A 25,016-nucleotide genomic window follows, 5' to 3' on the forward strand; every position below is an offset into this window, starting at 1 on the left:
GTCTCTCCGGCGCATGCCACAAGGCACACGGTTCTATGCACCCAGCCTCGCCTTCGGGGCCCTCAGGGTCAAGTGAATTTGACAGCAGGATTGCGCCTGCGTCTGCGAAAAAGTCTCAGAAACCGCGCCGTTTTGGCAGCGGCCACCGGCCCAGCAGCCCCGACACCGGCCCGGGCAGCAACAGCCACGGGATCGCCTCGCCCCAGACCGGCAACCCGCAATGCAAAAATGGCCGGGCAGTTTCCCAGCCCGGCCATTCAGAAGATTTAAGCGGCTGAGTAGTCAGTCGCCCTGGATCAGTCGCTGAGCGCTGCAAACCGGCGCTGATGGTGGTCAGCATTGCCAAACGTCGTATCGATCATCATCAGGCGCTTGAAGTAATGGCCGACATTCAGTTCGTCGGTCATGCCCATGCCGCCATGCACCTGCACAGCCTGCTGGCCCACCCATTTGCCCGAGCGGCCGATCTGCACCTTCGCCGCCGCAGCAGCCTTGGCGCGTTCCTTCGGCTCAGCATTGGCCTTCAGGCTGGCGAGCAGCGCCAGCGAGCGCGAGCTTTCCACCTGCATCATCATGTCGACCAGGCGATGCTGGATCACCTGGAACTCACCGATGGCGCGACCAAACTGCTTGCGCTGCTTCACATAGGCCAGCGTCGTCTCGTGCAGCGCAGCCATCGCGCCCACAGCCTCGGCCGCCATGTAAGAGATCGCCTGATCCATCACCGCTTCCACAGCCGCCAGAGCCTTGGCCGGATCGCCCAGCACGGCCTTGACCGGCGCATGATCGAAACGGATGTCGCTCGCGCGCTTGTTGTCCACCGTACGGTAATCCTGCCGCACCACGCCCGCGCCGCTCGCCTCTACGACAAAGAGCCCAAGGCCCTGCGCATCGTCGCGCTTCCCGGCGGTGCGCGCCAGCACGATGATGTAGTCAGCACTGGCGGCGTCCTGCACGACAATCTTCTTGCCATCCAGCGTCCAGCTATCGGCGCTTTTCCTGGCCTGGGTCTCGACCTCGTTCAGCGCGTAGCGCGCGCCATGCTCGGCAAAAGCAAAGGCCCACTTGGCCTTGCCTTCCACAATGGCCGGCAGCCAGTCGTTCTTCTGCTTGTCGTCGCCGGCCGCCTGGATCAGCCCGGCACCGAGGATCACGGTGGAGAAATACGGCTCGGCCACCAGATGCCGGCCGAAGCGCTCGGCCAGCAGCGCCACATCGACAGCCGTGCCGCCCATGCCGCCGAAGTCTTCACCCACCGGGATGGAGAGCCAGCCCAGTTCGGCCATGGTCTTCCAGTTGGTCTGGTCATAGCCCAGATCGGTCTTCACCAGCTTGCGCCAGCGCTCGAAGTCATACTTGTCCTGCAGCCAGCTTTCGACGCTGTCGGCCAGCAGGGTCTGTTCCTCGGACAATTGGAAATCCATGTGACGTTCTCTTCTTTCTTCTCTTCAGTCTGCGTGATCAGAGGCCCAGCACCATCTTGGCGATGATGTTGCGCTGAATTTCGTTGCTGCCGCCGTAAATCGTGGTGGCGCGGTAATACAGGTAACTTTCCATACGCCCTTGGGCGTAGTCGGGCCCGACCGGCGGCTGGTTCGAGCCGTCAGGGCGGTGCTCGTAGGGGGCTGCGTAATAGCCCAGCGCCTCACAGGCCAGCTCGGTGATGGTCTGCTGAATTTCCGAGCCGCGGATTTTCAGCATGCTCACTTCCGGCCCCACACCCTTGCCGGCATTCTCGGCGGCGAGTACGCGCAGATTGGAATATTCCAGCGCCAGCAGGTCGATCTCGATGGCGGCGACCTTGCTGCGGAAGCTTTCATCCTGCAGCAGCGGCGCGCCGTATGATTGCTCGGCGCGGGCGATGTCCTTCAGGCGCTTGAGTCGCTGCTTCGAGGTCGCGACCTCGGCGATGCCGGTACGCTCGTTACCCAGCAGGAATTTGGCATAGGTCCAGCCCTTGCCTTCCTTGCCGACGAGATTGGCCTTGGGCACGCGCACGTTGTCGAGGAACACCTCGTTGACGCTATGGCCCTCGTCGATGGAGATGATCGGTCGCACCTGCACGCCGGGATCGGTCATGTCGATCAGCAGGAAGGAAATACCTTCCTGCGCCTTGGCCTCGAAATCAGTGCGCACCAGGCAGAACATCATGTTGGCGTGATGCGCCTGAGTGGTCCAGATCTTATGGCCGTTGACGATATAGTGGTCGCCATCGCTCTCGGCCTTGGTGCGCAAGGATGCGAGGTCGGAACCCGAGCCCGGCTCGGAATACCCCTGGCACCACCAGTCTTCCATCGAGAGGATGCGCGGCAGATACTTTTTCTTCTGCTCGTCGGTGCCAAACGTGTAAATCACCGGCCCGACCATGGCATGGCCGAACGGCACCAGGGGCGGCGCATCGGCGGCAGCGCATTCTTCATCGAAGATGTAGCGCTGCACCGGCGACCAGCCTGGCCCGCCATGCTCTTTCGGCCAAAGCGGCGCCGACCAGCCGCGGGCAGCGAGAATCTTGTGCCAGGTGATGAAATCGTCCTTGGCCAGGTGAATCTGACGCCGCGCCTTCTCGGCCAGCGCCGGCGGCAGGTTGTCGCGAACAAAGCTGCGCACCTCCTCGCGGAATGCGCGCTCCGAAGCCGTGAATTCGAGATCCATGGCGGTTTCTCTCCCTTGTCGGACAAAGGGTAAGACCGCTGGAGGCGGCAGGCAAGCGCGTGACGCTAGGGAAGCCCGTCCGAAAGGATTGCAATCGTGTGATTCGCTTGCTCAATTCGCGGGGTAACGTAAAGGAACCGCGATTATGACTTTCGATCCCGCCTCCGAGGGCTGGAAGCAGCGCTCCGGCCAGGGCCCGTTCACCCGCGAGGTCGGCCCGATCTGGGTGCGGCGCGAGGCTGACAATTCCTCTGCTTACGGCCTGTTGGCCGAGGAGCGGCATACGAATTCCCGCGGCGTGGTGCATGGCGGCATGCTGATGACCTTCGCCGACCATACGCTCGGCTGGGTGGTGTGGGACCTGGTTGAGCGCAAGGGCTGCGCCACCGTCTCGCTGAACAATCAGTTCGTCGCCGCCGTGAAGCCGGGCGATTTCGTGATTATGCGAAGCCGGCTGGTGCGCCAGACCCGCAGCCTGATCTTCATCCAGGGCACCGCCTCTGTGGGCGAGAAGGTCGTGTTGACCTCCGAAGGCATCTGGAAGGTGCTGGGCGTCGACTGATTATCGCCGCTTCTGCACCAGTTTCTTCGCCGGCAGCATGTCGTCGAACTTGGCCGGCCGCTTTTCCATGTTGGCGGTAATCGCCTCCATCAGGTCTGGCGTCAGGAACATGCCGGCCTGCCAGACCTGCATGTAGTTCAGCGCATCGGCCGTGCTGTGGTCGCGGGTATAGTTCAGCATTTCCTTGGTGCCGTGAATGGCCAGCGGCGACTTGGCCGCAATGGTCTTCGCGATCTCCATTACCGCCGCCAGCATCGCGTCCTGGCTGCCGAACACGGCATTGACCAGACCAGACGCCTTGGCCTCCTCGGCTGTCAGCCGTCGCCCGGTATAGGCCAGCTCGCGAACCAGCCCCGACGGGATCAGATGCGGCAGGCGCTGCAGGGTGCCGACATCGGCGGTCATGCCGATATTGATCTCCTGGATACAGAACCAGGCATCCGCGGTGCAGTAGCGCATGTCGCAGGCCGAGATCAGGTCGACGCCACCCCCGACGCAGCCGCCTTGAATGGCAACCAGCACCGGTACGCGACACCGGTCGATGACCGCGAAGCTTTCCTGCAGTTCCGCCACGGTGCGACGCATCTGTTCGCCCACCCGGCCGCGGTCGCCCTTCATCATCTCACCAGTGATCGGCGCGAAGGCCGACAGGTCGAGCCCGCCGGTGAAGGTTTTGCCGGTGGAGGCGATCACCACGGCGCGAATCTCGGGCCGGTCCTCGATCTCGGTGAAGACATCCACCATCTCCTGCCAGAAAGGCAGGATCATCGCATTGGCTTTTTCGGGGCGATTGAACACGATCGTCGCCACATGGTCGGCCACGCTGAAATCGAAGGTCTTGTAGCTCATCGGTTCCTCCTGAAGCCCTGCCGTAACGTCAAGGCTGGTCTGCTGCGGTCTGCGCCGCTAGAGTCAGGGAAAGATTAAACGGAGGAAGCATGCCGATTGTCTATGAGGAACTGCTGGCGCTCGACATTCCGGCCCGCGAGGTGACCTACACCGACCGCGAGACCATGCTCTATGCGCTCAGCACTGGCATGGGCCAGGATCCGATGGACCTGGACGAACTGCCCTTCGTGTTTGAAAAGAACCTGCGCACCCTGCCCAGCCTCGCCACCGTGGTGACCTGGGACGACAGCTGGACGCCGCGTACCGGCCTCAACTACGTGAAAGTCGTGCATGGCGAGCAGCGCATCACCATCCACAAGCCGATGCCATCGGCTGCGCGCGTCAAATCGAAAATCCGCATCAGGGATGTATTCGACAAGGGCGCCGGCAAGGGTGCCATCATGCTGGTGGAGAACGCCCTGAGCGACGCCGCCACCGGCGAGAAGCTCGCCACACTACTGTCGACGACCTTTGCGCGCGGTGACGGCGGATTCGGTGGCCCGGCGCGCAAACCTGAGGACCTGCCGCCACCTCCGCACAAGATTCCGGACCGCGAACCTGACCTCGGCGTGACGCTGAAGACCCAGCCCAACCAGGCGCTGTTCTACCGCTTATGCGGCGACCGCAACCCGCTGCATGCCGAACCGGCCTTTGCCGATGCGGCCGGCTTCCCACGTCCGATCCTGCATGGCCTGTGCACCTATGGCATCGCCGTGCGGGCCGTCGTGAAGGCCGCCTGCGACCATGACCCGTCGCGGATCGCCGACATCAATGCGCGCTTCACCGCGCCAGTATTCCCGGGCGAGACCATCCACACGGAAATCTGGCGCGACGGCAACATCGTGTCGTTCCGCGCCCGGCTGGTCGAACGCGACGTCGTGGTGCTGGATCACGGACGGGTGGAGTTGCGCGGCTAGAAGCGTTTGCGCTTGAAGTCTGTCGGATTGCGGTGGTCGCCGGGCAGGTCGGGCTCATCCAGACGCAATGGCTCCAGCTTCGGCTCGGCCTCGGGCCGGCCGAACAGGTAGCCCTGGCCGTAGTCGATGCCGAAATCGAGCAGAAGGCGCGCCTGATCCTCGGTTTCCACCATCTCAGCCACCGTGCCGATGCGCAGCTCCTTGCAGAGCCAGACCATGCCCTTGAGGATGGCCTGGTCACGCGGCGACCCTTGAGTCTGCAGCGCCTTCACATACGTGCCGTCGATCTTGACATAATCAACCTCCAGCGCCTGCAGGTACGGGAAAGAGGCAGCGCCCGCACCGAAATCGTCGAGACAGACGGAATGGCCGTCCTCGCGCAGCTGCCGCACCGCATTGGCGGCATGCACCAGATTGGTGATCTGGGTCGATTCCGTGATCTCGAAGATCAGGTGCTTGCGCAGGGCCGGCTCGGCCGTGGTGATTTCACGCAGCGCCGCCATGAAGACCGCGCTTTCCAGGCTGTGACCTGAGAGATTGACCGCGATATCCAGTACGTCACCCTGCTTGCGGCGATCTGACAGCATGGTGACGACGCGCTGCACGACGGCCAGGTCGAATTCGCCGATGAGGTGGACGCCCTCGGCCAGACGGATGGTTTCGAACGGCGAGCCACCGTCCTCGAAGCGCGACAGCGCCTCGTAATGATGCAGGGTGCGGGTGGTGAGCCGCACGATCGGCTGGAATACCAGCTGGAACTGCCGGCCGGAAACAGCCGAGCGCAACGCCTGCACGCGCGCCACTGTCCGTTGCAGCAAGGCCTTCAGGCTGTCTTCGGTGGATTGCAGCGTGAAACCGGCGGCGCCATCGCTGGCGAAACGATCCACCGCAAAGGCCATGGCGCTGACGGCGTCCTCATCGCTCATGCCCTTGGCATGCAGATCGAGAGTCGCCCCATGAATATCGACATCGCCTGTATCGCCGCCCGACTGCCGCACCAGGTCGCGCACCTGTTCGGCCACGGCGTCCTGATCCAGCGGTGAGGCGTGCAGGATGCCATATTTGCCATCGTCGATCCGGCTCGCGGTATCGCCACCCATCGAGCGGGCGCGCATCAGTGCATCGACATCGTCGACCAGGGCATGGCTGCCCTCGCCCAGCGTCTCAGTAAGAGCTTTCAGGCCCACAATCTCGATCAGCGTGAGTTTGACTTCGGAGCCCAGCTCGCGGGCGAGCTTGAGCCGCTCGCCGGCGCGGACCTCGAATTCCTCGGCATCGAGCAGACTGGCCTGATAATCGCGCTTGTTCTGCAGGGCCGCCTCGGCGAGCGGCAACCGCGCGTTGGACAGCGTCAGGTAATACCGACCTTCCTGACGCGGCAGACAGCAGCCGCCCAGCACGCAGACCGGGCCGATGCTGCCATCAAAGCGCAGCAGCTGCACCGTGACCGGATCGATACGGCCGCCGACAGCCAGGCCGCCCAGCAGGTTCATCACGAAATGGCGGTCAACATCCGCAACCAGTGCAGAAAAGCTGTGACCCAGCAGGGCGTCGGCCTCGCAGCCCGCCATCAGGCGGGCAGCACCAGAGGCGAAACCGATCTTGCCGTCCGCCCCCACTTCCAGCATCAGGTCGGCAGCCGAGAAGGCAAAAGCGACGAAACGATCGCGCTCCGCCCGCATATCCTTGGCGCCGCCCATTCTGGCCTCATACTGGGAATAACCGCCCCTGAGTGTGCCAGTGGGCGTGCCGCGGTGCAACCCTGCCTCCGGAATGGTCAGATGAAGTGAATAAAGCTGACGTTGCGCCACGTTGCGCCGATCCCGGCTGCTTCCTAGAATAGGGGTATCAATCTGGTCCAACGTGGCCGGACCGAATGTCTGGGGAGGTAAGCAAAGCAATGACTGCACCGTTCTGGGAAAAATCCTATCCGACCGGCGTCACCTGGGCGCAGAATTTCCAGGCCCGCCCGATCTGGACATTACTCGACGATGCGGTGGCCCGCTTCGCGCCGCAGCCATTCCTCAACTTCATGGGCAAGGGCTACACCTACGCTGCGATCTCCGATCTGGTCGATCGCGCGGCCAAGGGCTTCCAGCAACTCGGCGTCGGGCCGGGCGTGCATGTCGGCCTGTTCCTGCCCAACACACCGCATTATGTGATCTGCTTCTTCGCCATCCTGAAGGCCGGCGGCCGGGTGGTGAATTACAGTCCGCTCGATGCCGAGCGTGAGCTGCGCTACAAGATCGAGGACAGCCAGACCGACATCATGGTCACGCTGGACCTGAAGGCGCTCTACACCAATATCGGCAAGATGGTTGGCACCACCCGCCTGAAGAAGGTGGTGATCGGTCGCCTGCCCGATGTGCTGCCCTTCCCCAAGAACCTGCTGTTCCCGCTGGCCAAGGGCAAGGAAATCGCCCAGGTGCCAAAGGACGACAAGCACATCCGCTTTGCCGAGCTGATCGCCAATGACGGCCGCTATACCCCACATCCGGTGAAGGATCCGGCCGAGGAAGTGGCGATCCTGCAGTATACCGGCGGCACTACCGGCCAGCCCAAGGGCGCAATGCTGACGCATGGCAACATCACCGCCACGGTGCACATGTATGCCAGCTGGACTGACGGCAACCCCCTGCTGCAGATGGACGAAGGCAAGGAACGCTGCCTGATGGTCCTGCCGATGTTCCATATCTATGGCCTGAGCGCGGTGCTGCTGCGCATGCTGACCATCGGTGCGGAATTCATCCTGCATCCGCGCTTCGAGTTGAAGGCGGTGATCGAGGATTTGCACAAGAAGAAGATCAGCATCTTCCCCGGCGTGCCCACCATGTACGCCGCCATCGTCAACCTGCCCAACATCAAGGACTATGATCTCTCGGCGCTGAAGTTCTGCGCCTCGGGCGGCGCACCGCTGCCCGTGGAAGTGCAGGACAAGTTCGAGGATATCACCGGCCACAAGATGATCGAAGGCTGGGGCATGACCGAGACCTCGCCTGCCGGCACCCAGACCGTCTATGGTGGCAAACGCAAGCGCGGCTCGTGCGGCCTGCCTCTGCCGGGCGTGACCATCGAGATCGTCGATGTGGAAGACCCGCTGAAGCTCAAGGGCGTCAATGAAACCGGTGAAATCTGCATCACTGGTCCCAATGTGATGAAAGGCTACTGGAACAAGCCTGAAGCCACGGCGGAAGCCTTCGCCGGCGGCCGCTTCCATACCGGCGACGTCGGCTACATGGACGAGGAAGGGTATATCTTCATCGTCGACCGCAAGAAGGACATGATCCTGTCGGGCGGCTTCAACGTCTATCCGCGCAATATCGAGGAAGCGATCTACGAACATCCCTCAGTCGAGGAATGCACCGTGATCGGCATCCCCGACCAGTATCGTGGCCAGTCGGCCAAGGCCTTCATCAAGCTGAAGCCCAACAGCCAGCCAATCACCTTCGACCAGCTCAAGGACTTCCTGAAAGACAAGTTGGGCAAGCATGAAATGCCGGTGGGCATGGAAATCCGTGAGGCCCTGCCCAAGACTCTGATCGGCAAGCTCTCCAAGAAGGAGCTGGTCGAGGAAGAAAAGAAAAAGGCCGAAGCAAAGGCCTGACCGGCCCCCGGTCCGGAATAGAAAAGCCCCGCAGCTTTGTTGCTGCGGGGCTTTTTTCTTTGGCCGTTTTGCGGCGGCTTATTCGGCGGCGCGCGCAGCATCCTCCAGCGACGCATCCCAGGTCTTCAGCGCCTGCGCTACCGGCTGCACACGGGCGCGGTCGGCGGCGTTCAGGCCGGTCAGCAGCGGCAGCATCGGCCCCATATCGGCCGCGCCTGACAGCGTGACGGCGTCATGCAGCGTGCGGATCGGACTGATGCTGTCGCGCAGGTCTTCCAACGGGATGAAGGCTTCGCGCAGCCGCTCGGCCGTCGCCCAGTCCTGGCGGTGGATCGCGCGCAAAATCGCCATCGAACCGCGCGGCGCGATGCAGACGGAACCAGATGTGAAGCCACCCAGGCCGAACTGGCGCAGATGCGTGATCGCGGGCCGCTCGCCGATGCCACTGATTACCAGCTTCGGATCGACGTGATCAAGCAGGCGCTTCAGGTAGTCGTCCTGTGCCGGATCAGGGCGTACGGTACCGTATTTGACGGCGCAGACTGCCCCCTCCTTCACCAGCCGACCCGCCGCATCGGGCGCGATGTAGTTGTCGGATTTGATGTAGAGGATGACCGGCTTGCCCATGGTGACGGCAGCACGGCGCAGACCGATCTCGATGCCCTCCGAGGTCGCCGGAAAGGTCATCGGCAGCGCCATCGCGGTCGGCACCTTCGAGCCGCGTAGAATCTTCGCCTGATCGATCAATTTGCCGTAATCGGGGCCGAAGGACGGGATCAGCCAGGTGTCCGGCCCCACCGCATCGATCAGGAAATCCAGCATCTCGGCATATTCGCCAACCGGCAGATTATAGAGGTTGGCATTGCCGCCATACATCAGGCTGCGAATGCCTCCGGCCTCCATATGAGCGATCAGCTGCCGATTCGCATCTTCATTGAGGGTCAGGTCGGCGTACCGGGCCAGCGGCGGCACTGCAAAGACCGATTTGGCCAGATCGGCCGAAACCACGGGCGTCGTTTTCATTATGTTTGCTCCGACTGGGCGTTCCCCTTACTAATAGCTAGAGTAATCATCTTCTGTATCCTGCTGCAAAGCGAAATGTCGCTTCCTGATCCCGCCGCCATTGCCGCCAAGGCCCATCTGTTGCCCATGCTGCGCGCAGCGATGCGCGCTATTGATGCCGGCCAGTTCGAGCAGGCCGAGCCCTTCCTCGATACCTTGTTGGCCCAGGAGCCGGATTTCGCCGACGCCATACACATGAAGGGCTACATCGCCCTGCAGCGTGGGCAACTGGAAACCGCACGTGCGCTGGTCGAGCGCGCCATCGAGATCGACTTCCATTTCGAAAACTATCACCTGACGCTTGGCCATATCCTGCTGGCGGCCGGCGAGCGCGATGCTGCAAAGCACAGCTTTGGTACAGCCATTGTTCTGAACCAGGCCATGCCCGCCCCCTATATCGGCTTGGGTCACATCTTCCTGGCTGAGGGTGAGATCGACAGCGCCATCGGGGCAATGGTCACCGCCTTCAAGGCGGATCGCAAGAACGCCGAGACCAACTACATGCTTGGCTACGCCCTGATGGCCAAGGGCAATTCAAAGCAAGCCATGGTCCACCTGGGTCGCGCCCACGAAATGGCGCCCGACAATCCCCGCTACAAGATCGCCTTTGCCCGTTCACTGCGCGACCTTCGGCTGAAGCATCCTGATCAGAAACTGATTACCGCTGCGCTGTCGCTGCTGGGTGCGCCTGGCATCGAACCGCGTGATCTGGCGCCACTGCTCGAAAGCGCGATCCGCCGCGACACGGTATTCACTGCGTTCGACGTCATCGACGACCTGCCGCCGAAAAATATCGCCAGCATGCTGGGTCAGGCCGATTGCCTCGATCCACTGCAGACTCCTGCCCTGGCCGAATGGCTGGAGCATGGGCTGGTCTGCGACCCACTGATCGAGCGCCGGCTGATCGCACTGCGCCGCGGCTTGCTGGTCATGGCACTCAAGCTGCCGGATATCCTGCCGCGCTATAACCGCCTGCTCGGCCTGATGGCCGTCCGCGCGTTCCAGAGCGAATACCTCGATGCCTTCGACCCGACGGAGCTGCCAATCCTCGATACATTGAGCAGCCAGCTTGACCAGGCCGATCCGGCCGAGGCGGCTTCGCTCTTCGCTGTCTATGCGTTGTATCGCCCGCTTTACCAGCGCCAGGATGCGGAACGGCTGGCCCAAGCTGCATGGCCGCCGGAGTTTGCCGACCTGAAGCGCCAGCAGCTCGACGAACCGCTGACAGAACGGCGCATTGCGCCCACGCTCCCCACGCTGGTGCCGATCGAGGATCGCACCAGCGTCGCCGTACAGCAGATGTACGAGGAAAGCCCCTTCCCGCGCTGGCACCAACCCGTGCTTGGCACGCCGCTCAGCGTGCCGATGCGAGTGCGGTCGGCACTGCCGTTCCAGACCATCACGACAGGCGGAACCGACCAGCCAGACGTGCTGATCGCCGGCTGCGGCACCGGCCTGCATGCGATCCTGGCCGCCACCAGCTATAACAATGCGCGGGTGCTGGCGATCGACCTGAGCCGCAGCAGCCTGTCCTACGCCAAACGCAAGGCAGACGAACTGGGCATCAGCAATATCGAGTTCGCCCAGGCTGACATCCTGAAGCTGGGCGGCATTGGCCGCACATTCGATGTGATCGAAAGCTTTGGCGTGTTGCATCACCTGCGCGAACCGGCCGCGGGCCTGGCCCAGTTGGTCAGCCTGCTGAAACCCGATGGCTATATGATGCTCGGGCTGTACAGTGAACTAGGCCGTCGTGATGTGGTCACGGCACGCAATCTGATCGCCAAGCACAGCTATGGCGACAGCCCCGATGAGGTTCGCCGCTTCCGCGCCGATCTGCCAAACCTGAATGCCAAGCTGTCGCGCCGCCTCGGCGTGTCGAGCGCTTATTATGCGCTCAGCGATTTGCGCGACCTCGTATTTCATCGTCAGGAGCATCGCTACACACCCCAGCAACTGCAGCAGCTTGTCGATGGGGCCGGTCTGGAATTTCTGGGCTTCGAGTTCACCTCGCCCCAGGCGCTCACCGGCTATCGCAGCCGCTTCCCCGACGATCCCAAGGCAATCAACCTCGACCACTGGGCAGCGGTCGAGGTTGAAAACCCGGATCTGTTCGCGAACTGCTACCGCTTCTGGGTCCGCCGGAAAGGCTGATCCTCAGCTGCGGCCGACATGGGCGCGAAAGCGCTTGGCCAGATCGCGCGATGCCTTGGTCAGCAGGCCCTGATCAACGCCAACGGCGACGAAAGTGAAACCGGCATCAAGATAACGTTTCGCGTCATCCTCGTTCGGCGCCAGGATGCCGGCCGGCATGCCGGCGTCCTGGCACAGCTTCAACGCCCGCATGATCTCGGCCTGCGCTTCGGGATGCGCCGCATTGCCCAGATGGCCCAGGCTGGCCGACAGGTCGGCCGGACCGATGAAGATGCCGTCGACGCCGTCGACCGCCGCGATTTCCGGAATCCGACCAACCGCCTCCTTGGTTTCCACCTGCAGGATGACACCGATCTCGCTATCGGCCCTGGCGTGATAGTTCTCCACCAGGCCATACCGATTGGCGCGCTGCGAGCCGGACACGCCGCGCACGCCCCGGGGCGGATAGCGGGTGGCGGCAATGGCCTTTTTGGCCTCCTCGACATTCTGCACAAAGGGCAGAATCAGGTTCGGTGACCCGATATCCAGATAACGCTTGATCTTCACCGTGTCGTTCCAGTCCGGGCGGACCACCGGGCTGCAGGTATTGGCGTCGATCTGCATAGCCTGCAGCTGCTGCAGCACCATGGGCACCTCGTTGGGCGAGTGCTCGGTATCCAGCACAACCCAGTCGAAACCGGCCGTGGCCAGGATTTCCGCCACGATATTGCTGCACAACGAACACCACAGGCCGATCTGGGGGCGCTTCTCCTTGAGGGCGCGCTTGAACGTATTGACGGGCAGTTGCATGACTGGCCCTTCCTCCCTTGAAATCTTTAGACGGACGGTCTTACAACAATGAATAAATCGGCCCGTTACAAGCTAAATCTGAGATAAATTTGCCACCGTGACGGCGACGACATGCAGGAGGGACCATGGCGCAGCTTTCAACCACCGTTCAGGGACATAGCGGCGCGGCGGGCGCGGATCTGTCGGGCAGCAACGAGTATCTCACCTTCGCCATCGACGCTCAGAATTTCGGCATCGACATCCTGAGTGTGCGCGAGATTCGCGCCTGGACCGAAGTGACCAACCTGCCGAACACACCTGAGTTCGTGCGCGGCATCATCAACCTGCGCGGCGCCGTGGTCCCGATCTATGATCTGCGCGTCCGCTTTGGCGGTGGCCGCACCGTCCCAACCAGTATGCATGTGGTGATCGTGGTTGTGGCCAGCACCGGCACCTTCGGTCTGCTGGTCGATTCTGTATCCGACATCCTGTCGATCAACACGCGCGAATTGCAGGCCGTGCCGCAAACCGACATGAGCGCCGACCATCGTTTCCTCAGTGCGCTGGTGGCGCGCGAGGAACGCATGGTTTCGATCATTGATCTCGATCATCTGGTCAATCAGGCGACTGCGACCGAGATGCAACAGATCGCCAACCGACAGGACACTAAGGCCGGTGACGCCACAACCTCATAGTTGCAGATTTGCGTTTGCAAATATGATTCGGCGCCTGCCGGCTTAAATCTTGATAACCTTAAGGCCTTTATGAGGCCGGCTTCTTCAACTCCGGCTACCCTTCTGGGGTTATAGCGACCGCAAAATGTGGATTGCTTCAGGGGGGGGGGGGGAAGACTTATGCCGACTCTATCCATTCGCACCACACTGGGCCTGATCATTGGCGTCCTCGGACTGATGCTGATCGCCATCAGCGTGACGGGCGTGATCGCAGCGCTTGACCGCAACCGGGCCGCACAGCGCGTCGCGACGCTGGCGCCGATCAGCCAGGCCTTCTTCACCAGCCTGCAGCAGCACCGCCTCGAGCGCGGCAACATCCTGATCTCCTTCCGTGCCGACGCACCGGTCTCCAAGGAAACCGCCGACAACATCGTGCTGTATCGCGATAGCGCAAAGACTGCGTACAACACCGGTTACGCCATGCTGTCAGCGCTTCCCAGCCAGACTGGTGCGGGACCAGTCCAGGCGAGGCTGAAATCCGCGCATGATGCCGTGGAAGCCCTGCGTGCGAACATGATGACTGCCATCGGCCAGCCCAAGGCCCAGCGCAATGCACAGGCCGCACAGGACTGGACGCGTGTGACCCAGGGCTATCTCGATGCCGTGGAGGCTGCGTCCGATTTCCTGGAATCGTCGCTGCAGCTTGTCGACCCGACGGTTGATCAGTTGCTGAGCGCCAAGCAGAACGCCTGGACGATCCGCAATTTCGCGGGTTCGATGGTCCTGCGCATCCTGACTACCATGTCCGGCGGCCAGACCTGGACGATCACCGAGGTGGCAGCACATGCCGACGATTCCGGCCGCGCCGCGACTGCCTGGGGCATTGTCAGCAGTATCGCAGCACGCAGCGAAACGCCCGCAGCCCTGCGGGATACCGTGAATACGGCGAAAACTTTCTTCAGCGGCCCCATTGCCGACGAGCGTCAGGTGATCGTGAAGGCCTTCACCGCCGGGCAGCTCTCGCCGGTCGAGCAGACGAAATACCAGCCGACCGTGACCGAGAGCCTGAACATGCTGAACGCCATCGCCAACACGGCGCTGGCCGAGCTGATCAAGCGCGCAGACAGCCAGGTGACCGACACGCAGCGGAGTCTGGTCCTGAACGGCCTGATGCTGGCGATCGCCGTCGCCGTTGCCGTGATCGGCCTCCTGATCGTGCAATGGCGCGTCAGCGGCCCGATCAACCGCATGACCGGCGCGATGCAGGGTCTGGCCAGCGGCAACCTTCAGACCGAAATTCCTTATACCGACCGCGGTGCCGAGATCGGCCAGATGGCCAAGGCCGTGCAGGTATTCAAGGAAAGCATGATCGCCCGCGCCGATGCCGAGGAGGATGTCACGCAGCAGCGCGAAGAATCCGAGAAGCGTCGTATCGAACGCGAGACCCGCGAAAAGGCTGCCGGCGACGAGATCGCCGCCCTGGTCAACAAGGTGGCGGGCGGCGATCTGAGCAGCCGCATCGCCGAGGCCGGCAAGGAAGGGTTCTTCCTCTCGACCAGCCAGGAACTAAACCGTCTTACCGGCATGCTGCAGGCGATCACCGACGAACTCGCCGGCTCGATGGGCGGCATGGCCGGCGGCGACCTGACCCGCACTGTGAAGGGCGACTATCAGGGCGTGTTCGGCCAGATCAAGACCGGTGTCAACAGCATGGCCGAGCGCATGCGCGACTTCGCCCAGCGTCTGGCGGAGAATGCAGAAGCCGTGAAATCGGCATCGTCGGAAATCTCGTCCGGCAGCCAGGATCTCGCCACCCGCACGGAAAGTCAGGCGGCCTCGATCGAAGAGACCGCGGCGTCCATGCACGAGATCACGGCGACCGTGAAGCAGAATGCCGATAACGCCCAGGCCGCCAACCAGCTGGCCACCGCGGCGCGCGACACCGCCGAAAAGGGCGGCAGCGTGGTGGCGGATGCAGTCACGGCCGTCAGCCGCATCGAAGGCAGCGCGCAGAAGATTTCCGACATCGTCGGGCTCATTGACGAGATCGCTTTCCAGACCAACCTGCTGGCACTCAACGCTTCAGTCGAAGCGGCGCGTGCAGGTGAAGCCGGCAAGGGCTTTGCCGTCGTGGCGCAGGAAGTGCGCGCCCTGGCGCAGCGCTCAGCCAATGCATCGAAGGACATCAAGGCGCTGATCGCGGACTCGAATGCCCAGGTGAAGACTGGCGCTGCCCTGGTCAACCAGACCGGCAGCTCGCTCACCGACATCGTTTCGGCGATCAAGAAGGTGTCGGACATCGTGGCGGAGATCGCGGCCGCCAGCCGCGAACAGGCCACCGGCCTTGATCAGATCAACACCGCCGTGGGCCAGATGGACGAAATGACCCAGCGCAACGGGGCGCTGGTGGAAGAGACCTCGGCCTCGGCCCAGGCCTTGGCCAACCAGGCCTCCGAGCTGGCTCAGCTGGTCGGTTTCTTCAAGCTGCGCGGCTGATTCCGGGCGACTCCGGCCGGCGGCTTATGTCGCCCGCCGGAGCACTCCTGGATAAATCCCGCCAGAGTTGGAATTTCTGCACGATTCCAGCGGCTTTCCGCAGGTCGGCAGCATGGGTTGACGGGGGCAGGTTTGCCCGGCATGGTCGCGCCCGATTTTGCTGCTTTTATCGCGGGATTTTGACCACATGCTGCAGGCCGCCACCGTCTTTCCCCGTCACTCGGCTCCGGTGAGCCATGCCGACATGGCCAACGCCATCCGCGCGCTGTCCATGGACGCCGTGCAGCAGGCCAATTCGGGCCATCCCGGCATGCCGATGGGCATGGCCGATGTCGCCACCGTGCTATTCAGCCGCTTCCTGAAATTCGACCCGCAGAACCCGACCTGGCCCGACCGCGACCGTTTTGTGCTGTCGGCCGGCCATGGCTCGATGCTGATTTATTCGCTGCTGCATCTAACCGGCTATGCCGACATGACGCTGGCCGAACTGAAGAACTTCCGCCAGCTCGGCGCGCGTACCGCCGGTCATCCGGAATTCGGCCATGCCGCCGGCATCGAGACCACCACCGGCCCGCTCGGCCAAGGCATCGCCACCGCCGTGGGCATGGCGTTGGCCGAACGTGCGCTGGCCGCGCAGTTCAGCGACAAGCTGGTTGGCCACTACACCTATGTGATCGCCGGTGACGGTTGTCTGATGGAAGGCATCAGCCACGAAGCGATCTCGATGGCCGGCCATCTGAAACTGAACAAGCTGATCGTGCTCTGGGACGACAACGAGATTTCCATCGACGGCCCGACCAGCCTCTCGGTCTCCGACGACCAGCTCAAGCGCTTCCAGGCCAGCAACTGGAACACCATCGCGGTCGATGGCCATAACGCCGATGCCGTGGCCGCCGCCATCGCCGCCGCGCAGAAGAGCGACAAGCCGAGCCTGATCGCCTGCCGCACCGTGATCGGGTATGGCGCGCCGACCAAGGCGGGCACGGCTGCCACCCATGGTTCGCCGCTGGGCGGCGACGAGATCAAGGGCGCACGCGAAAAGCTCGGTTGGCCGCATGCGCCTTTCGAGATTCCCGATGCGATCCTGAAGGCCTGGCGCGCCGTAGGCGCTGCCGGCGCCGCGAAATTCGCCGACTGGAGCAAGCTGCTTTCCGCCCTGCCGGCCGACCAGCGCGCCGAATGGGACCGCCGCTTCAAGGGCGAGCTGCCGGCTGCGCTGAACCAGACCATCGTGGATTACAAGGCGAAGCTGAGCGCCGAGAAGCCGAAATGGGCGACCCGCAAGTCGTCGCAGATGGCGCTGGAAGTGATCAATCCGGTGGTGCCGGAAACGCTGGGCGGTTCGGCTGACCTCACCGGCTCGAACAACACCAAGACCGCGGCTCTCGCACCAATAAAGCCCGGTGATTTCAGCGGCCGCTACATCTATTACGGCGTGCGTGAACATGGCATGGCCGCGGCGATGAATGGCATCGCCCTGCATGGCGGCTTCATTCCCTACGGTGGCACCTTCCTGGTCTTCACCGACTATTGCCGCCCGTCCATCCGTCTCTCGGCCCTGATGCACCAGCGTGTCGTCTATGTGATGACGCATGACTCCATCGGCCTGGGCGAAGACGGCCCGACCCATCAGCCGGTCGAACATATCGCCTCGCTACGCGCCATCCCCAACCTGCTGGTACTGCGTCCGGCTGATGCGGTGGAAACCGCCGAAGCCTGGCAGGTCGCCCTGCAGAGCAAGGATCGTCCGACCGTTCTGGCCCTGACCCGTCAGGACCTGCCCACGGTGCGCAACACCCATACGGCCGACAATCTGGTCGCCAGGGGCGGCTATGAACTGGCCGCCGCAGACGGCACTGCCAAGGTGACGCTGCTCGCCACCGGTTCGGAAGTCGCCATCGCGATGACCGCGCGCGATCTGCTGCAGAAGGATGGCATCCCGACCCGCGTGGTCTCGATGCCCAGCTTCGAGCTGTTCGACGCACAGGATCCCGCCTACCAGGACAAGGTGCTCGGCCCCAATACGGTGCGCGTCGCCGTGGAAGCCGGCGTGCGTCAGGGCTGGGACAAGTATCTCGGCATCAAGGGCGGCTTCGTCGGCATGAGCAGCTTCGGCGCCTCGGGTCCGATCGACCAGCTTTACAAGCATTTCGGCATCACGGCCGAGGCTGTGGCTGCGGCGGCCAAGCAGCGTCTCTGAAAGGCTTCTGCACCGGCATTTCCGGGCCCAGTTTTCCCGTTCCGGCCGCCGTCAATGGTGGCCGGATGAGCGGCTGCATGCTATAGCAGCCGGCATAACTCCTTGATCGGGACGGATTTCCGGTGACCTCGCCTGCCACATCTGATGCTAGCCCCAAGGGTCCCGCCAGCAGCAGCCAGCTGTTGCGCCGACTGCTGGCCGAGCAGGTGCGGCCGCATCTGGGGTCGCTCGCCCTCGCCCTGATCAGCATGATCGTGGTGGCCGCCATGACGGCCGCCACCGCTTGGCTGCTGAAGCCGGCGATCGACCAGGTCTTCACCCAGCGCGATCCCTACTGGACCCTGATGATCCCGGTGGCCGTGGTGATCGTCGTGATCATCAAGGGCGTTGCCACCTATTTCGAAGGCACGCTGATGACCAGCTTCGGCGAAAAGGTCATCGCCGATACCCAAATCCGGCTTTACAGCCACCTGATCCATGCCGACCTTGCCTGGCTGCATGACATGCATTCGGGCAAGCTGATCTCCAGCTTCCTGTTCGACGCCACCCTGTTGCGCGAGGCGGTCACCAAGGCGCTGACCGGCATGGTGAAGGACTCCTTGAGCCTGATCTTCCTGACCGGCGTGATGTTCAGCATGAACTGGCAGTTCGCGCTGATCGTCTGCGTCATCTTCCCCTTCGTGGGCTTGAGTACCCGCCGTCTGGGCAAGAAGGCGCGTAAGAATTCCGCACGCGGCCAGCAGGAAACCGGCAAGCTGACCACGATCCTGAGCGAAACCTTCGAAGGCGCGCGCATGGTCAAGGCCTATGGCATGGAGCAGCGCGAAATCGAACGCGCCCGCGCCTCGGTCGATACCCGCCTCAGTCACCTGATGAAAGTGGTCCGGGCCCGCGCCGCGGCCAGCCCGACCACAGAAGCGCTGGGCGGCATCGCCGTCGCCGTGATCATCTATATCGGCGGCACCAGCGAAACGCTGACTCTGGGCACGCTGACCGCCTTTATCTATGCCGCACTGACGGCCTATCAGCCGCTCAAGTCGCTGGCCAACTTCCAGACCGCGATGCAGGAAGGCCTGGCCGCCGCCGAACGCATTTTCACTATTCTCGACATCAAGCCGAAGATCGCCGAACGCGACGATGCCAAGCCACTGGTCGTTGCCGGCGGTGAAATCCGTCTGGATAACGTGTCCTTCCGTTATGGCGAAGACCACACCGCTCTGAACAAGATTTCGCTGCTGGTGCCGCCGGGCAAGAAAGCCGCGCTGGTTGGCGCATCGGGTGCCGGCAAGTCGACACTGCTCAATCTGGTGCCGCGTTTCTACGACGCCACCGAAGGCCGCGTACTGGTCGACGGGCAGGATGTGCGGGACGTGACGCTGGCCTCGATCCGCCACGGCATCGCCCTGGTCAGTCAGGAGCTGACCCTGTTCGACGATACCATCCGCGCCAACATCGCCTATGGCCGCCCCGATGCCAGTCAGGTCGACATTGAATCGGCTGCTCGCCATGCGGCAGCGCATGATTTCATCATGGCCCTGCCGCAGGACTATGACACCCTGGTCGGCGAGAATGGCGTGAAGCTGTCGGGCGGCCAGCGCCAGCGCGTCGCCATCGCACGCGCCATGCTGCGCAACGCGCCGATCCTGCTGCTGGACGAAGCCACCAGTGCGCTGGATACGGAATCCGAGCGCCTGATTCAAACCGCCCTGAGCGAACTCATGCGCGGCCGCACCACACTGGTGATTGCCCATCGCCTGTCCACCGTGATCGATGCCGATGTGATCTTCGTGCTGGATCACGGCCATCTGGTTGAACAGGGCACGCATGCCGAATTGCTGGCACGCAACGGCTTCTATGCCCGCCTCTATGCAACCCAGTTCGCCGTTGAGGCTGCCGTATAACCATGACTGGGTTGTGGAAGCGCATCCAGCGGAGCAAGCCGGCGGTTCGGTTCGCGGCGGATGCCATCGCATTCTATGTGCGATTTGTGCACAGGACGTCGCGCTGGGTCACCCGCGGTGCCGAACACCCGAACGGCTATTGGGCAGACAACAAACCTTTCGTCCTCGCCTTCTGGCATGGCCGGCTGCTGATGATCCCGCCGGTCTGGCGCCGCGACCGTGCGATGCACATGCTGACGTCCCAGCATCGCGATGGTGAGCTGATCGCCCGCGCCATGGATCCCTTCGGGATTGGCACCGTACGCGGCTCAGGCGCCAAGGCCGGCAAGAAGGACAAGGGTGGCATGGCCGCCCTGCGCGTGATGGTGCGCCAGCTCAAGCTCAACGAGTATGCCGGCTTCACCCCCGACGGCCCGCGTGGACCGCGGATGCGAGCCGGTTCAGGAGTCGTGGCCGCCGCCCGCCTGGCCAAGGTGCCGATCATCCCTGTTACCTATGCCGTCACGCGCTGCCGCGTGATAAACTCATGGGACCGCTTCATCCTGCCATGGCCGTTCAACCGCGGCATTTACCTCTGGGGCGAACCGATCGACGTGCATAGCGACGAGAGCGAAACGCTGGAACAGGCTACCCTGCGGGTCGAAGCCGTGATGAATGCCATGTGCGCCGAGGTTGATCGCTATTGCGGTCATGAGCCCATCGCGCCGGCTCCGCCGGCTGTTCCCCATGGCTAAACGCGCCCCGGGCTTCTGGCAGGCCGGCGCCAGTTCCCGCCTGCCGTCGCTATTGCAGCCGCTCTCAGCCCTCTACGGCGTCGGCAACCGCCTGCACCAACGCATCGCCGGCGCCCAGGAAATCGGCCGTCCGGTCATCTCTATCGGCAACCTGGTGGCCGGCGGTGCCGGCAAAACTCCCACCGCCATCACCCTGGCCGGCCGCCTAAAGGCATTGGGCCAGCAGCCCCATATCGTCAGCCGTGGCTATGGCGGCCGCCAAGCCGGCCCTGTGCGGGTTGATCCCGCCCGTCACAGCGCCGCCGATGTCGGCGACGAGGCACTGCTGCTGGCCGTCGTCGCCCCGACCTGGGTGGGCCGGGACCGTCCGGCCGCTGCTCGCGCGGCCGTGGCAGCCGGGGCAACCTGCATCCTGGCCGATGACGCCCATCAGACCTATGCGCTTGCCCGGCAGGTGAGCCTGCTGGTGGTGGATGGCGGTTATGGCTTCGGGAATGGCCGGCTGCTGCCCGCCGGGCCCCTGCGCGAATCCCTGGAAGATGGCATCGGCCGCAGCGACGCCATCGTGCTGATCGGCGACAAGACCGTGGCCCTGCCCGATTTTGGCCGCCGGCCAGTCTTTACGGCCAACCTGGAACCCAATCCGGCCGATGTCATACGGCTGCGCGAGCGCCGTGTGCTGGCCTTTGCCGGCATCGGGCGACCGGAGAAGTTTTTCACCTCGCTGCAACAACTGGGTGCCACAATCGTGAAGGTGGAAAGTTTTCCCGACCACGCGCCCTACAGCGAGGATACTGTCATGCGCCTGGTTGAGACCGCGCATCGCCTGAATGCAGTTCCCGTCACCACGATCAAGGATCTGGTGCGTCTGCCAGCCTCGACGCGGCAGATGGTGGATACCCTGCGCGTCAATCTGGTCTTCGTCGCCCCCGACAAGGTCGATGCTTTCTTCACGGACAAGCTGCGTCGTGTTTGATCGCGCCGAACCGCATGAGTATGTTGCCTATTGGGGTGCCCGTCTGGCGCTGGCGATGTTTGGCGCCTTGTCACTGGAACAGGCCTCGGCCTTCGGCGGCTGGATCGGCCGCACACTCGGTCCGCATTTCCCGGTCCATCGCAAAGCCGTGCGTAACCTGCAGGCCGCCATGCCTGGACTCGATGCCCAGCAGCAGAAGGCCGTTCTCATCGGTATGTGGGATAACCTGGGTCGCGTGCTGGCCGAATACGCGCATCTGCCGAAGATCGGCGCCGATATTGCGGCCGCCAACGGCCGCGTGGAGATCGTCGGGCTTGAGCATATCGAGGCCATCCGCAGCAGTGACAAGCCAACGATCTTCTTCTCTGCGCATTACGGAAACTGGGAATTGCTGGGACTGACCGCCGCACACCACGGTCTGCCGCTGGTACAGGTCTACCGCGCCGCCAACAACCCGTTGACCGAAGAACTGCTGCAAAGCCTGCGCGCGCCGCTGGGCGGCAGGCATGTCCCCAAGGGCATCAAGGCCGCCCGCGAAATCCTGCGCACCCTGAAGGACAACGACCGCGTCGCCATGCTGGTCGACCAGAAGATGGCGAATGGCATTGCCGTGCCGTTCTTTGGCCGCGATGCAATGACAGCGCCGGCCCTGGCCGAGTTCGCCCTGCGCATGGATTGCCCGATGGTGCCGGCTTATGTCGAGCGCCTGGATGGCACGCGATTCCGCGTTACAATCGAACCACCGATGTGGCCGGAAAAGAGCGGCGATGCCGGGCAGAATGTCTACAACGCCATGCTGCAGGTGAATGCAAAGATCGAAGGCTGGATCCGCAAGAACCCGGACCACTGGTTCTGGGTTCACAACCGCTGGCCAAAGTGAATTAAGGCTTCGGCGACAACAGCCGCTGCGGATCGAGCCGCACGTCGAACCAGTTCAGACGCCAGTCCAGATGTGGCCCCGTCGCCCGTCCTGTCGCCCCCACGGTGCCGATCTGCTGCCCCTGTTTCACACGCTGCCCCACCTTCACGGTGACAGTCTGCAGATGCGAATAGGCGCCATTGATTCCCATGCCGTGATCGATGATCACGGTGCCGCCGGTGTAATAGATATCCTTCTCGGCCAGCGTCACCTCGCCGTCCGTCGTTGCCACCACCGGACTGCCGGCGGGCGCTGCGATATCGAGGCCGTAATGCGGCGCACGCGGCTCACCATTCAGGATGCGCTGGCTGCCATAGACGCCCGAGATCGGGCCTTGCGCGGGCCAGACCCAGCCCTGCATGAAATCCTGCACCGGCGAGTTGCGCTGACGCACGGCGGCGATCTGCGCATTCTCGCGCTTGATGCGCTCCAGCAGCGCAGCCGGCGGGGTCACCTGCGCCGGCGGCAGACCATCAATGCGCTGGATGTCATAGGTCTGCGGCGCGATCTTCAGGGTAAGGGTCTCGCTCTGGCCGCCGGCATGACGGATGGTAAGCTTTGCCTGCGCCGGCTCATCGCGACCGAAACCGAAAACAAAGCGGCCGTCCTTCGCGATGGGCACCGGCCGCTCGCCCAGCGTCACCTGGATACCCGGCTGCGCAACACCGATCACCATGCCGCCCTGACTGAAGTCACCCTTCCAGGTCAGACCCGATGGCGCATCATTGGCCGCAGCCGAGCCACCCAGCAGAAACAGCAGGACAGCCAGCCAGCGCATCATGCGCGCTTCACCGGATCGGTCATCATGCCCTGCGTCGCCACCACGCTGTCGGCATAGGCCTCCTGGCGGTCGACATTCCAGTAGCGCAGCCGCTCCAGCGGAATGCGCTGCCCGGTGACGGCGCAGGTGACATAGGAGCCCGGAAAAACAATATCGAAGGCGCCATGGCGGTAATGCACCCGGGCTTCGGTTTCGCGCGGCAGCGACGGGGTCTGCATCAGAACAGCTCTTCCTGTTTTTTGGCAGGGACGGCTGGCGCCTCTACCGGACGGCTGCGGCGCGGTACAGGCGGAGCAGCACCTTCACCCTCGATCCGCGCCTGCCGGCGACCATCCTGCATCTCGATGATGACGGCAATTCCCGCCGTCATCGCAGCGGCTGCATTCAGGGCGCGGCCGTCCTCGCCATAGACAACAGCAAAGCCACGCGCGAGTACATTCTTGTAGGACAGGCTGTCGAGCAGCTTGGACGGCTGGGTCAGGCGCTGCACGGCATCGGCCTGACGCCGCCGGATGGCACGCAGCAGCCGCGCATCGGCCTCGGCCAGACGGCGGCGGTACTCTGCCGCCTCGCGCCGGAGCAGGGCCGGCCGCAACTTCGCCATCATGGTTTCCATGCGCGACCGCTGTGCGGCGACGCCGACGCGGAGCGCATGCCGCAGCCGATCCGACAGATCGTCGAAACGCTGCCGCGCCATGTCGAGCTGCTCGCGCGGACCGCGCAGGCCGCGGCCCAGTGCATCCAGATGCTGACGCTTCTCGCGCGCCATGCGCGCCATGCCGCGCCGCATGCGTTCATCGAAGCCCGCGATTGTATTGACCAGATCGATCCGCACCGGCACGGCGATTTCGGCGGCCGCCGTCGGCGTCGGCGCGCGGCGATCGGAAGCGAAATCGATCAGCGTAGTATCGGTTTCATGACCGACCGCCGAGATCAGCGGAATATCGGAAGCGGCGGCGGCACGCACCACCACTTCCTCGTTGAAGGCCATCAGATCCTCCAGGCTGCCGCCGCCGCGCGCCACGATCAGCAGATCGGGCCTGGGAACAGCGCCGCCTTCAGGCAAGGCATTGAAACCGCGGATCGCCTTGGCGACCTGTTCGGCCGCGCCTTCGCCCTGCACCAGCACCGGCCAGACCAGCACATGGGTCGGAAAGCGGTCGGCGAGACGATGCAGGATGTCGCGGATCACTGCGCCGGTGGGCGAGGTCACCACGCCGATCACGCGCGGCAGATAGGGCAGCGGGCGCTTGCGTTCGGGCGCGAACAGACCCTCGGCGGCGAGCTTCTGCTTGCGCTGCTCCAGCAGCGCCATCAGCGCGCCGAGGCCGGCGAGTTCCATGCGCTCGACCACCATCTGGTATTTGGAACGGCCGGGATAACTGGTCAGCTTGCCCGAGCAGATGATCTCCATCCCATCCTCAGGCTTGACCCCAAGACGAGCGGCGCTGCCCTTCCAGCACACCCCGTCCAGGACCGAATCGGCATCCTTGAGCGAGAAATAGAGATGGCCTGAGGCGGCCCGCTTGAAACCGGAAATCTCGCCCCGGACCCGGACCCAGCCGAAGCCTTCCTCGATGCTGCGTTTCAGGCGCATCGAGAGCTCGGTCACCGTGTATTCGGGCACATTTCCCGGGGTCGCCGGGGCACCCGTATTTTCGTCGAATTCACTCATCCGGGAGGCCTTGCGTCTGCTTCCCCCATGATACAAACATTGCCGCCATTCCT

20 protein-coding genes are annotated in these 25,016 nt (G+C 63.4%); 11 read left to right on the forward strand and 9 right to left on the reverse strand.

The window, feature by feature from the left end:
* Window positions 1-296: 296 nt before the first annotated feature.
* Window positions 297-1,424 (reverse strand): acyl-CoA dehydrogenase family protein, encoded by a 1,128-nt coding sequence (locus AC1RRE_RS13750; protein WP_492981752.1) that lies wholly within the window; start codon window positions 1,422-1,424, stop codon window positions 297-299.
* Window positions 1,425-1,461: 37 nt separating this feature from the next.
* A complete protein-coding gene (locus tag AC1RRE_RS13755; RefSeq protein ID WP_492981753.1) occupies window positions 1,462-2,652 on the reverse strand; it encodes an acyl-CoA dehydrogenase family protein in 1,191 nt (396 codons plus the stop codon).
* Window positions 2,653-2,797: 145 nt separating this feature from the next.
* Here AC1RRE_RS13755 and AC1RRE_RS13760 point away from each other — a divergent pair, with 145 nt between their 5' ends.
* The gene (locus tag AC1RRE_RS13760; protein WP_492981754.1) at window positions 2,798-3,214 is read left to right on the forward strand and encodes a PaaI family thioesterase; all 417 of its coding nucleotides are present in this window, start codon (window positions 2,798-2,800) and stop codon (window positions 3,212-3,214) included.
* Here the strand turns inward: AC1RRE_RS13760 and AC1RRE_RS13765 are convergent, their stop codons facing one another.
* The gene (locus tag AC1RRE_RS13765; RefSeq protein WP_492981755.1) at window positions 3,215-4,063 is read right to left on the reverse strand and encodes a crotonase/enoyl-CoA hydratase family protein; all 849 of its coding nucleotides are present in this window, start codon (window positions 4,061-4,063) and stop codon (window positions 3,215-3,217) included.
* A gap of 89 nt (window positions 4,064-4,152) precedes the next feature.
* Between AC1RRE_RS13765 and AC1RRE_RS13770 the strand changes: the two genes are divergently transcribed.
* Window positions 4,153-5,019: a MaoC/PaaZ C-terminal domain-containing protein gene (locus AC1RRE_RS13770; RefSeq protein WP_492981756.1), complete on the forward strand. Its 867-nt coding sequence runs from the start codon at window positions 4,153-4,155 to the stop codon at window positions 5,017-5,019.
* Here the strand turns inward: AC1RRE_RS13770 and AC1RRE_RS13775 are convergent.
* Window positions 5,016-6,719 carry an EAL domain-containing protein gene (locus AC1RRE_RS13775; protein ID WP_492981757.1) on the reverse strand — a complete coding sequence of 568 codons (1,704 nt, stop codon included), beginning with the start codon at window positions 6,717-6,719 and terminating at the stop codon, window positions 5,016-5,018. The genes AC1RRE_RS13770 and AC1RRE_RS13775 overlap by 4 nt on opposite strands.
* Window positions 6,720-6,919: 200 nt before the next feature.
* On the opposite strand from AC1RRE_RS13775, the gene AC1RRE_RS13780 reads away from it, so the two are divergent.
* Complete coding sequence (locus AC1RRE_RS13780; protein ID WP_492981758.1) at window positions 6,920-8,623, forward strand: long-chain-fatty-acid--CoA ligase; 1,704 nt, start codon at window positions 6,920-6,922, stop codon at window positions 8,621-8,623.
* A gap of 78 nt (window positions 8,624-8,701) precedes the next feature.
* On the opposite strand, the gene AC1RRE_RS13785 is transcribed toward AC1RRE_RS13780, so the two are convergent.
* Window positions 8,702-9,646, reverse strand: coding sequence for a dihydrodipicolinate synthase family protein (locus AC1RRE_RS13785; protein ID WP_492981759.1), 945 nt, complete (start codon window positions 9,644-9,646; stop codon window positions 8,702-8,704).
* Between the two features lie 75 nt (window positions 9,647-9,721).
* Between AC1RRE_RS13785 and AC1RRE_RS13790 the strand changes: the two genes are divergently transcribed.
* Window positions 9,722-11,839, forward strand: a complete 2,118-nt coding sequence (locus AC1RRE_RS13790; RefSeq protein WP_492981760.1) for a methyltransferase domain-containing protein — start codon at window positions 9,722-9,724, stop codon at window positions 11,837-11,839.
* A 3-nt stretch (window positions 11,840-11,842) separates the two neighbouring features.
* Here the strand turns inward: AC1RRE_RS13790 and AC1RRE_RS13795 are convergent, their stop codons facing one another.
* Window positions 11,843-12,628, reverse strand: coding sequence for an HpcH/HpaI aldolase family protein (locus AC1RRE_RS13795; protein WP_492981761.1), 786 nt, complete (start codon window positions 12,626-12,628; stop codon window positions 11,843-11,845).
* Between the two features lie 125 nt (window positions 12,629-12,753).
* On the opposite strand from AC1RRE_RS13795, the gene AC1RRE_RS13800 reads away from it, so the two are divergent.
* The 7 genes from AC1RRE_RS13800 (at window position 12,754) to AC1RRE_RS13830 (ending at window position 22,468) form a co-directional block, all read left to right on the forward strand.
* The gene (locus tag AC1RRE_RS13800) at window positions 12,754-13,302 is read left to right on the forward strand and encodes a chemotaxis protein CheW (protein ID WP_492981762.1); all 549 of its coding nucleotides are present in this window, start codon (window positions 12,754-12,756) and stop codon (window positions 13,300-13,302) included.
* A gap of 159 nt (window positions 13,303-13,461) precedes the next feature.
* Entirely contained in the window at window positions 13,462-15,777 is a 2,316-nt protein-coding gene (locus AC1RRE_RS13805; RefSeq protein WP_492981763.1) for a methyl-accepting chemotaxis protein, read from the forward strand.
* Window positions 15,778-15,964: 187 nt separating this feature from the next.
* Window positions 15,965-17,977 (forward strand): transketolase, encoded by a 2,013-nt coding sequence (gene tkt / locus AC1RRE_RS13810; RefSeq protein ID WP_492981764.1) that lies wholly within the window; start codon window positions 15,965-15,967, stop codon window positions 17,975-17,977.
* 122 nt (window positions 17,978-18,099) lie between these two features.
* Window positions 18,100-19,878: an ABC transporter ATP-binding protein gene (locus AC1RRE_RS13815; protein WP_492981765.1), complete on the forward strand. Its 1,779-nt coding sequence runs from the start codon at window positions 18,100-18,102 to the stop codon at window positions 19,876-19,878.
* Window positions 19,879-19,880: 2 nt separating this feature from the next.
* On the forward strand, window positions 19,881-20,612 hold the full coding sequence (locus tag AC1RRE_RS13820; protein ID WP_492981766.1) for a lysophospholipid acyltransferase family protein: 732 nt from the start codon (window positions 19,881-19,883) through the stop codon (window positions 20,610-20,612).
* Complete coding sequence (gene lpxK / locus AC1RRE_RS13825) at window positions 20,605-21,588, forward strand: tetraacyldisaccharide 4'-kinase (RefSeq protein WP_492981767.1); 984 nt, start codon at window positions 20,605-20,607, stop codon at window positions 21,586-21,588. Before AC1RRE_RS13820 ends, lpxK begins: the two co-directional genes overlap by 8 nt.
* Entirely contained in the window at window positions 21,581-22,468 is an 888-nt protein-coding gene (locus AC1RRE_RS13830; protein ID WP_492981768.1) for a lysophospholipid acyltransferase family protein, read from the forward strand. The genes lpxK and AC1RRE_RS13830 overlap by 8 nt, the downstream gene beginning before the upstream one ends.
* A 1-nt stretch (window position 22,469) precedes the next feature.
* Here the strand turns inward: AC1RRE_RS13830 and AC1RRE_RS13835 are convergent, their stop codons facing one another.
* From AC1RRE_RS13835 to xseA, 3 genes are read right to left on the reverse strand one after another with little or no spacing between them, the layout of a single operon-like run.
* A complete protein-coding gene (locus AC1RRE_RS13835; RefSeq protein ID WP_492981769.1) occupies window positions 22,470-23,288 on the reverse strand; it encodes a M23 family metallopeptidase in 819 nt (272 codons plus the stop codon).
* A complete protein-coding gene (locus AC1RRE_RS13840) occupies window positions 23,285-23,506 on the reverse strand; it encodes a DUF2093 domain-containing protein (RefSeq protein WP_492981770.1) in 222 nt (73 codons plus the stop codon). Before AC1RRE_RS13840 ends, AC1RRE_RS13835 begins: the two co-directional genes overlap by 4 nt.
* Complete coding sequence (xseA, locus tag AC1RRE_RS13845) at window positions 23,506-24,963, reverse strand: exodeoxyribonuclease VII large subunit (RefSeq protein ID WP_492981771.1); 1,458 nt, start codon at window positions 24,961-24,963, stop codon at window positions 23,506-23,508. Before xseA ends, AC1RRE_RS13840 begins: the two co-directional genes overlap by 1 nt.
* Between the last annotated feature and the right edge of the window lie 53 nt (window positions 24,964-25,016).

This window comes from Ferrovibrio sp. GW821-FHT12D07 (genome assembly GCF_058807275.1).

Coding starts and splice junctions, on each gene's coding strand:
- AC1RRE_RS13750 (WP_492981752.1), bottom strand. CDS start 1,424: ATGGATTTCCAATTGTCCGAGGAACAGACCCTGCTGGCCGACAGCGTC.
- AC1RRE_RS13755 (WP_492981753.1), bottom strand. CDS start 2,652: ATGGATCTCGAATTCACGGCTTCGGAGCGCGCATTCCGCGAGGAGGTG.
- AC1RRE_RS13760 (WP_492981754.1), top strand. CDS start 2,798: ATGACTTTCGATCCCGCCTCCGAGGGCTGGAAGCAGCGCTCCGGCCAG.
- AC1RRE_RS13765 (WP_492981755.1), bottom strand. CDS start 4,063: ATGAGCTACAAGACCTTCGATTTCAGCGTGGCCGACCATGTGGCGACG.
- AC1RRE_RS13770 (WP_492981756.1), top strand. CDS start 4,153: ATGCCGATTGTCTATGAGGAACTGCTGGCGCTCGACATTCCGGCCCGC.
- AC1RRE_RS13775 (WP_492981757.1), bottom strand. CDS start 6,719: ATGGGCGGCGCCAAGGATATGCGGGCGGAGCGCGATCGTTTCGTCGCT.
- AC1RRE_RS13780 (WP_492981758.1), top strand. CDS start 6,920: ATGACTGCACCGTTCTGGGAAAAATCCTATCCGACCGGCGTCACCTGG.
- AC1RRE_RS13785 (WP_492981759.1), bottom strand. CDS start 9,646: ATGAAAACGACGCCCGTGGTTTCGGCCGATCTGGCCAAATCGGTCTTT.
- AC1RRE_RS13790 (WP_492981760.1), top strand. CDS start 9,722: ATGTCGCTTCCTGATCCCGCCGCCATTGCCGCCAAGGCCCATCTGTTG.
- AC1RRE_RS13795 (WP_492981761.1), bottom strand. CDS start 12,628: ATGCAACTGCCCGTCAATACGTTCAAGCGCGCCCTCAAGGAGAAGCGC.
- AC1RRE_RS13800 (WP_492981762.1), top strand. CDS start 12,754: ATGGCGCAGCTTTCAACCACCGTTCAGGGACATAGCGGCGCGGCGGGC.
- AC1RRE_RS13805 (WP_492981763.1), top strand. CDS start 13,462: ATGCCGACTCTATCCATTCGCACCACACTGGGCCTGATCATTGGCGTC.
- tkt (WP_492981764.1), top strand. CDS start 15,965: ATGCTGCAGGCCGCCACCGTCTTTCCCCGTCACTCGGCTCCGGTGAGC.
- AC1RRE_RS13820 (WP_492981766.1), top strand. CDS start 19,881: ATGACTGGGTTGTGGAAGCGCATCCAGCGGAGCAAGCCGGCGGTTCGG.
- lpxK (WP_492981767.1), top strand. CDS start 20,605: ATGGCTAAACGCGCCCCGGGCTTCTGGCAGGCCGGCGCCAGTTCCCGC.
- AC1RRE_RS13835 (WP_492981769.1), bottom strand. CDS start 23,288: ATGATGCGCTGGCTGGCTGTCCTGCTGTTTCTGCTGGGTGGCTCGGCT.
- AC1RRE_RS13840 (WP_492981770.1), bottom strand. CDS start 23,506: ATGCAGACCCCGTCGCTGCCGCGCGAAACCGAAGCCCGGGTGCATTAC.
- xseA (WP_492981771.1), bottom strand. CDS start 24,963: ATGAGTGAATTCGACGAAAATACGGGTGCCCCGGCGACCCCGGGAAAT.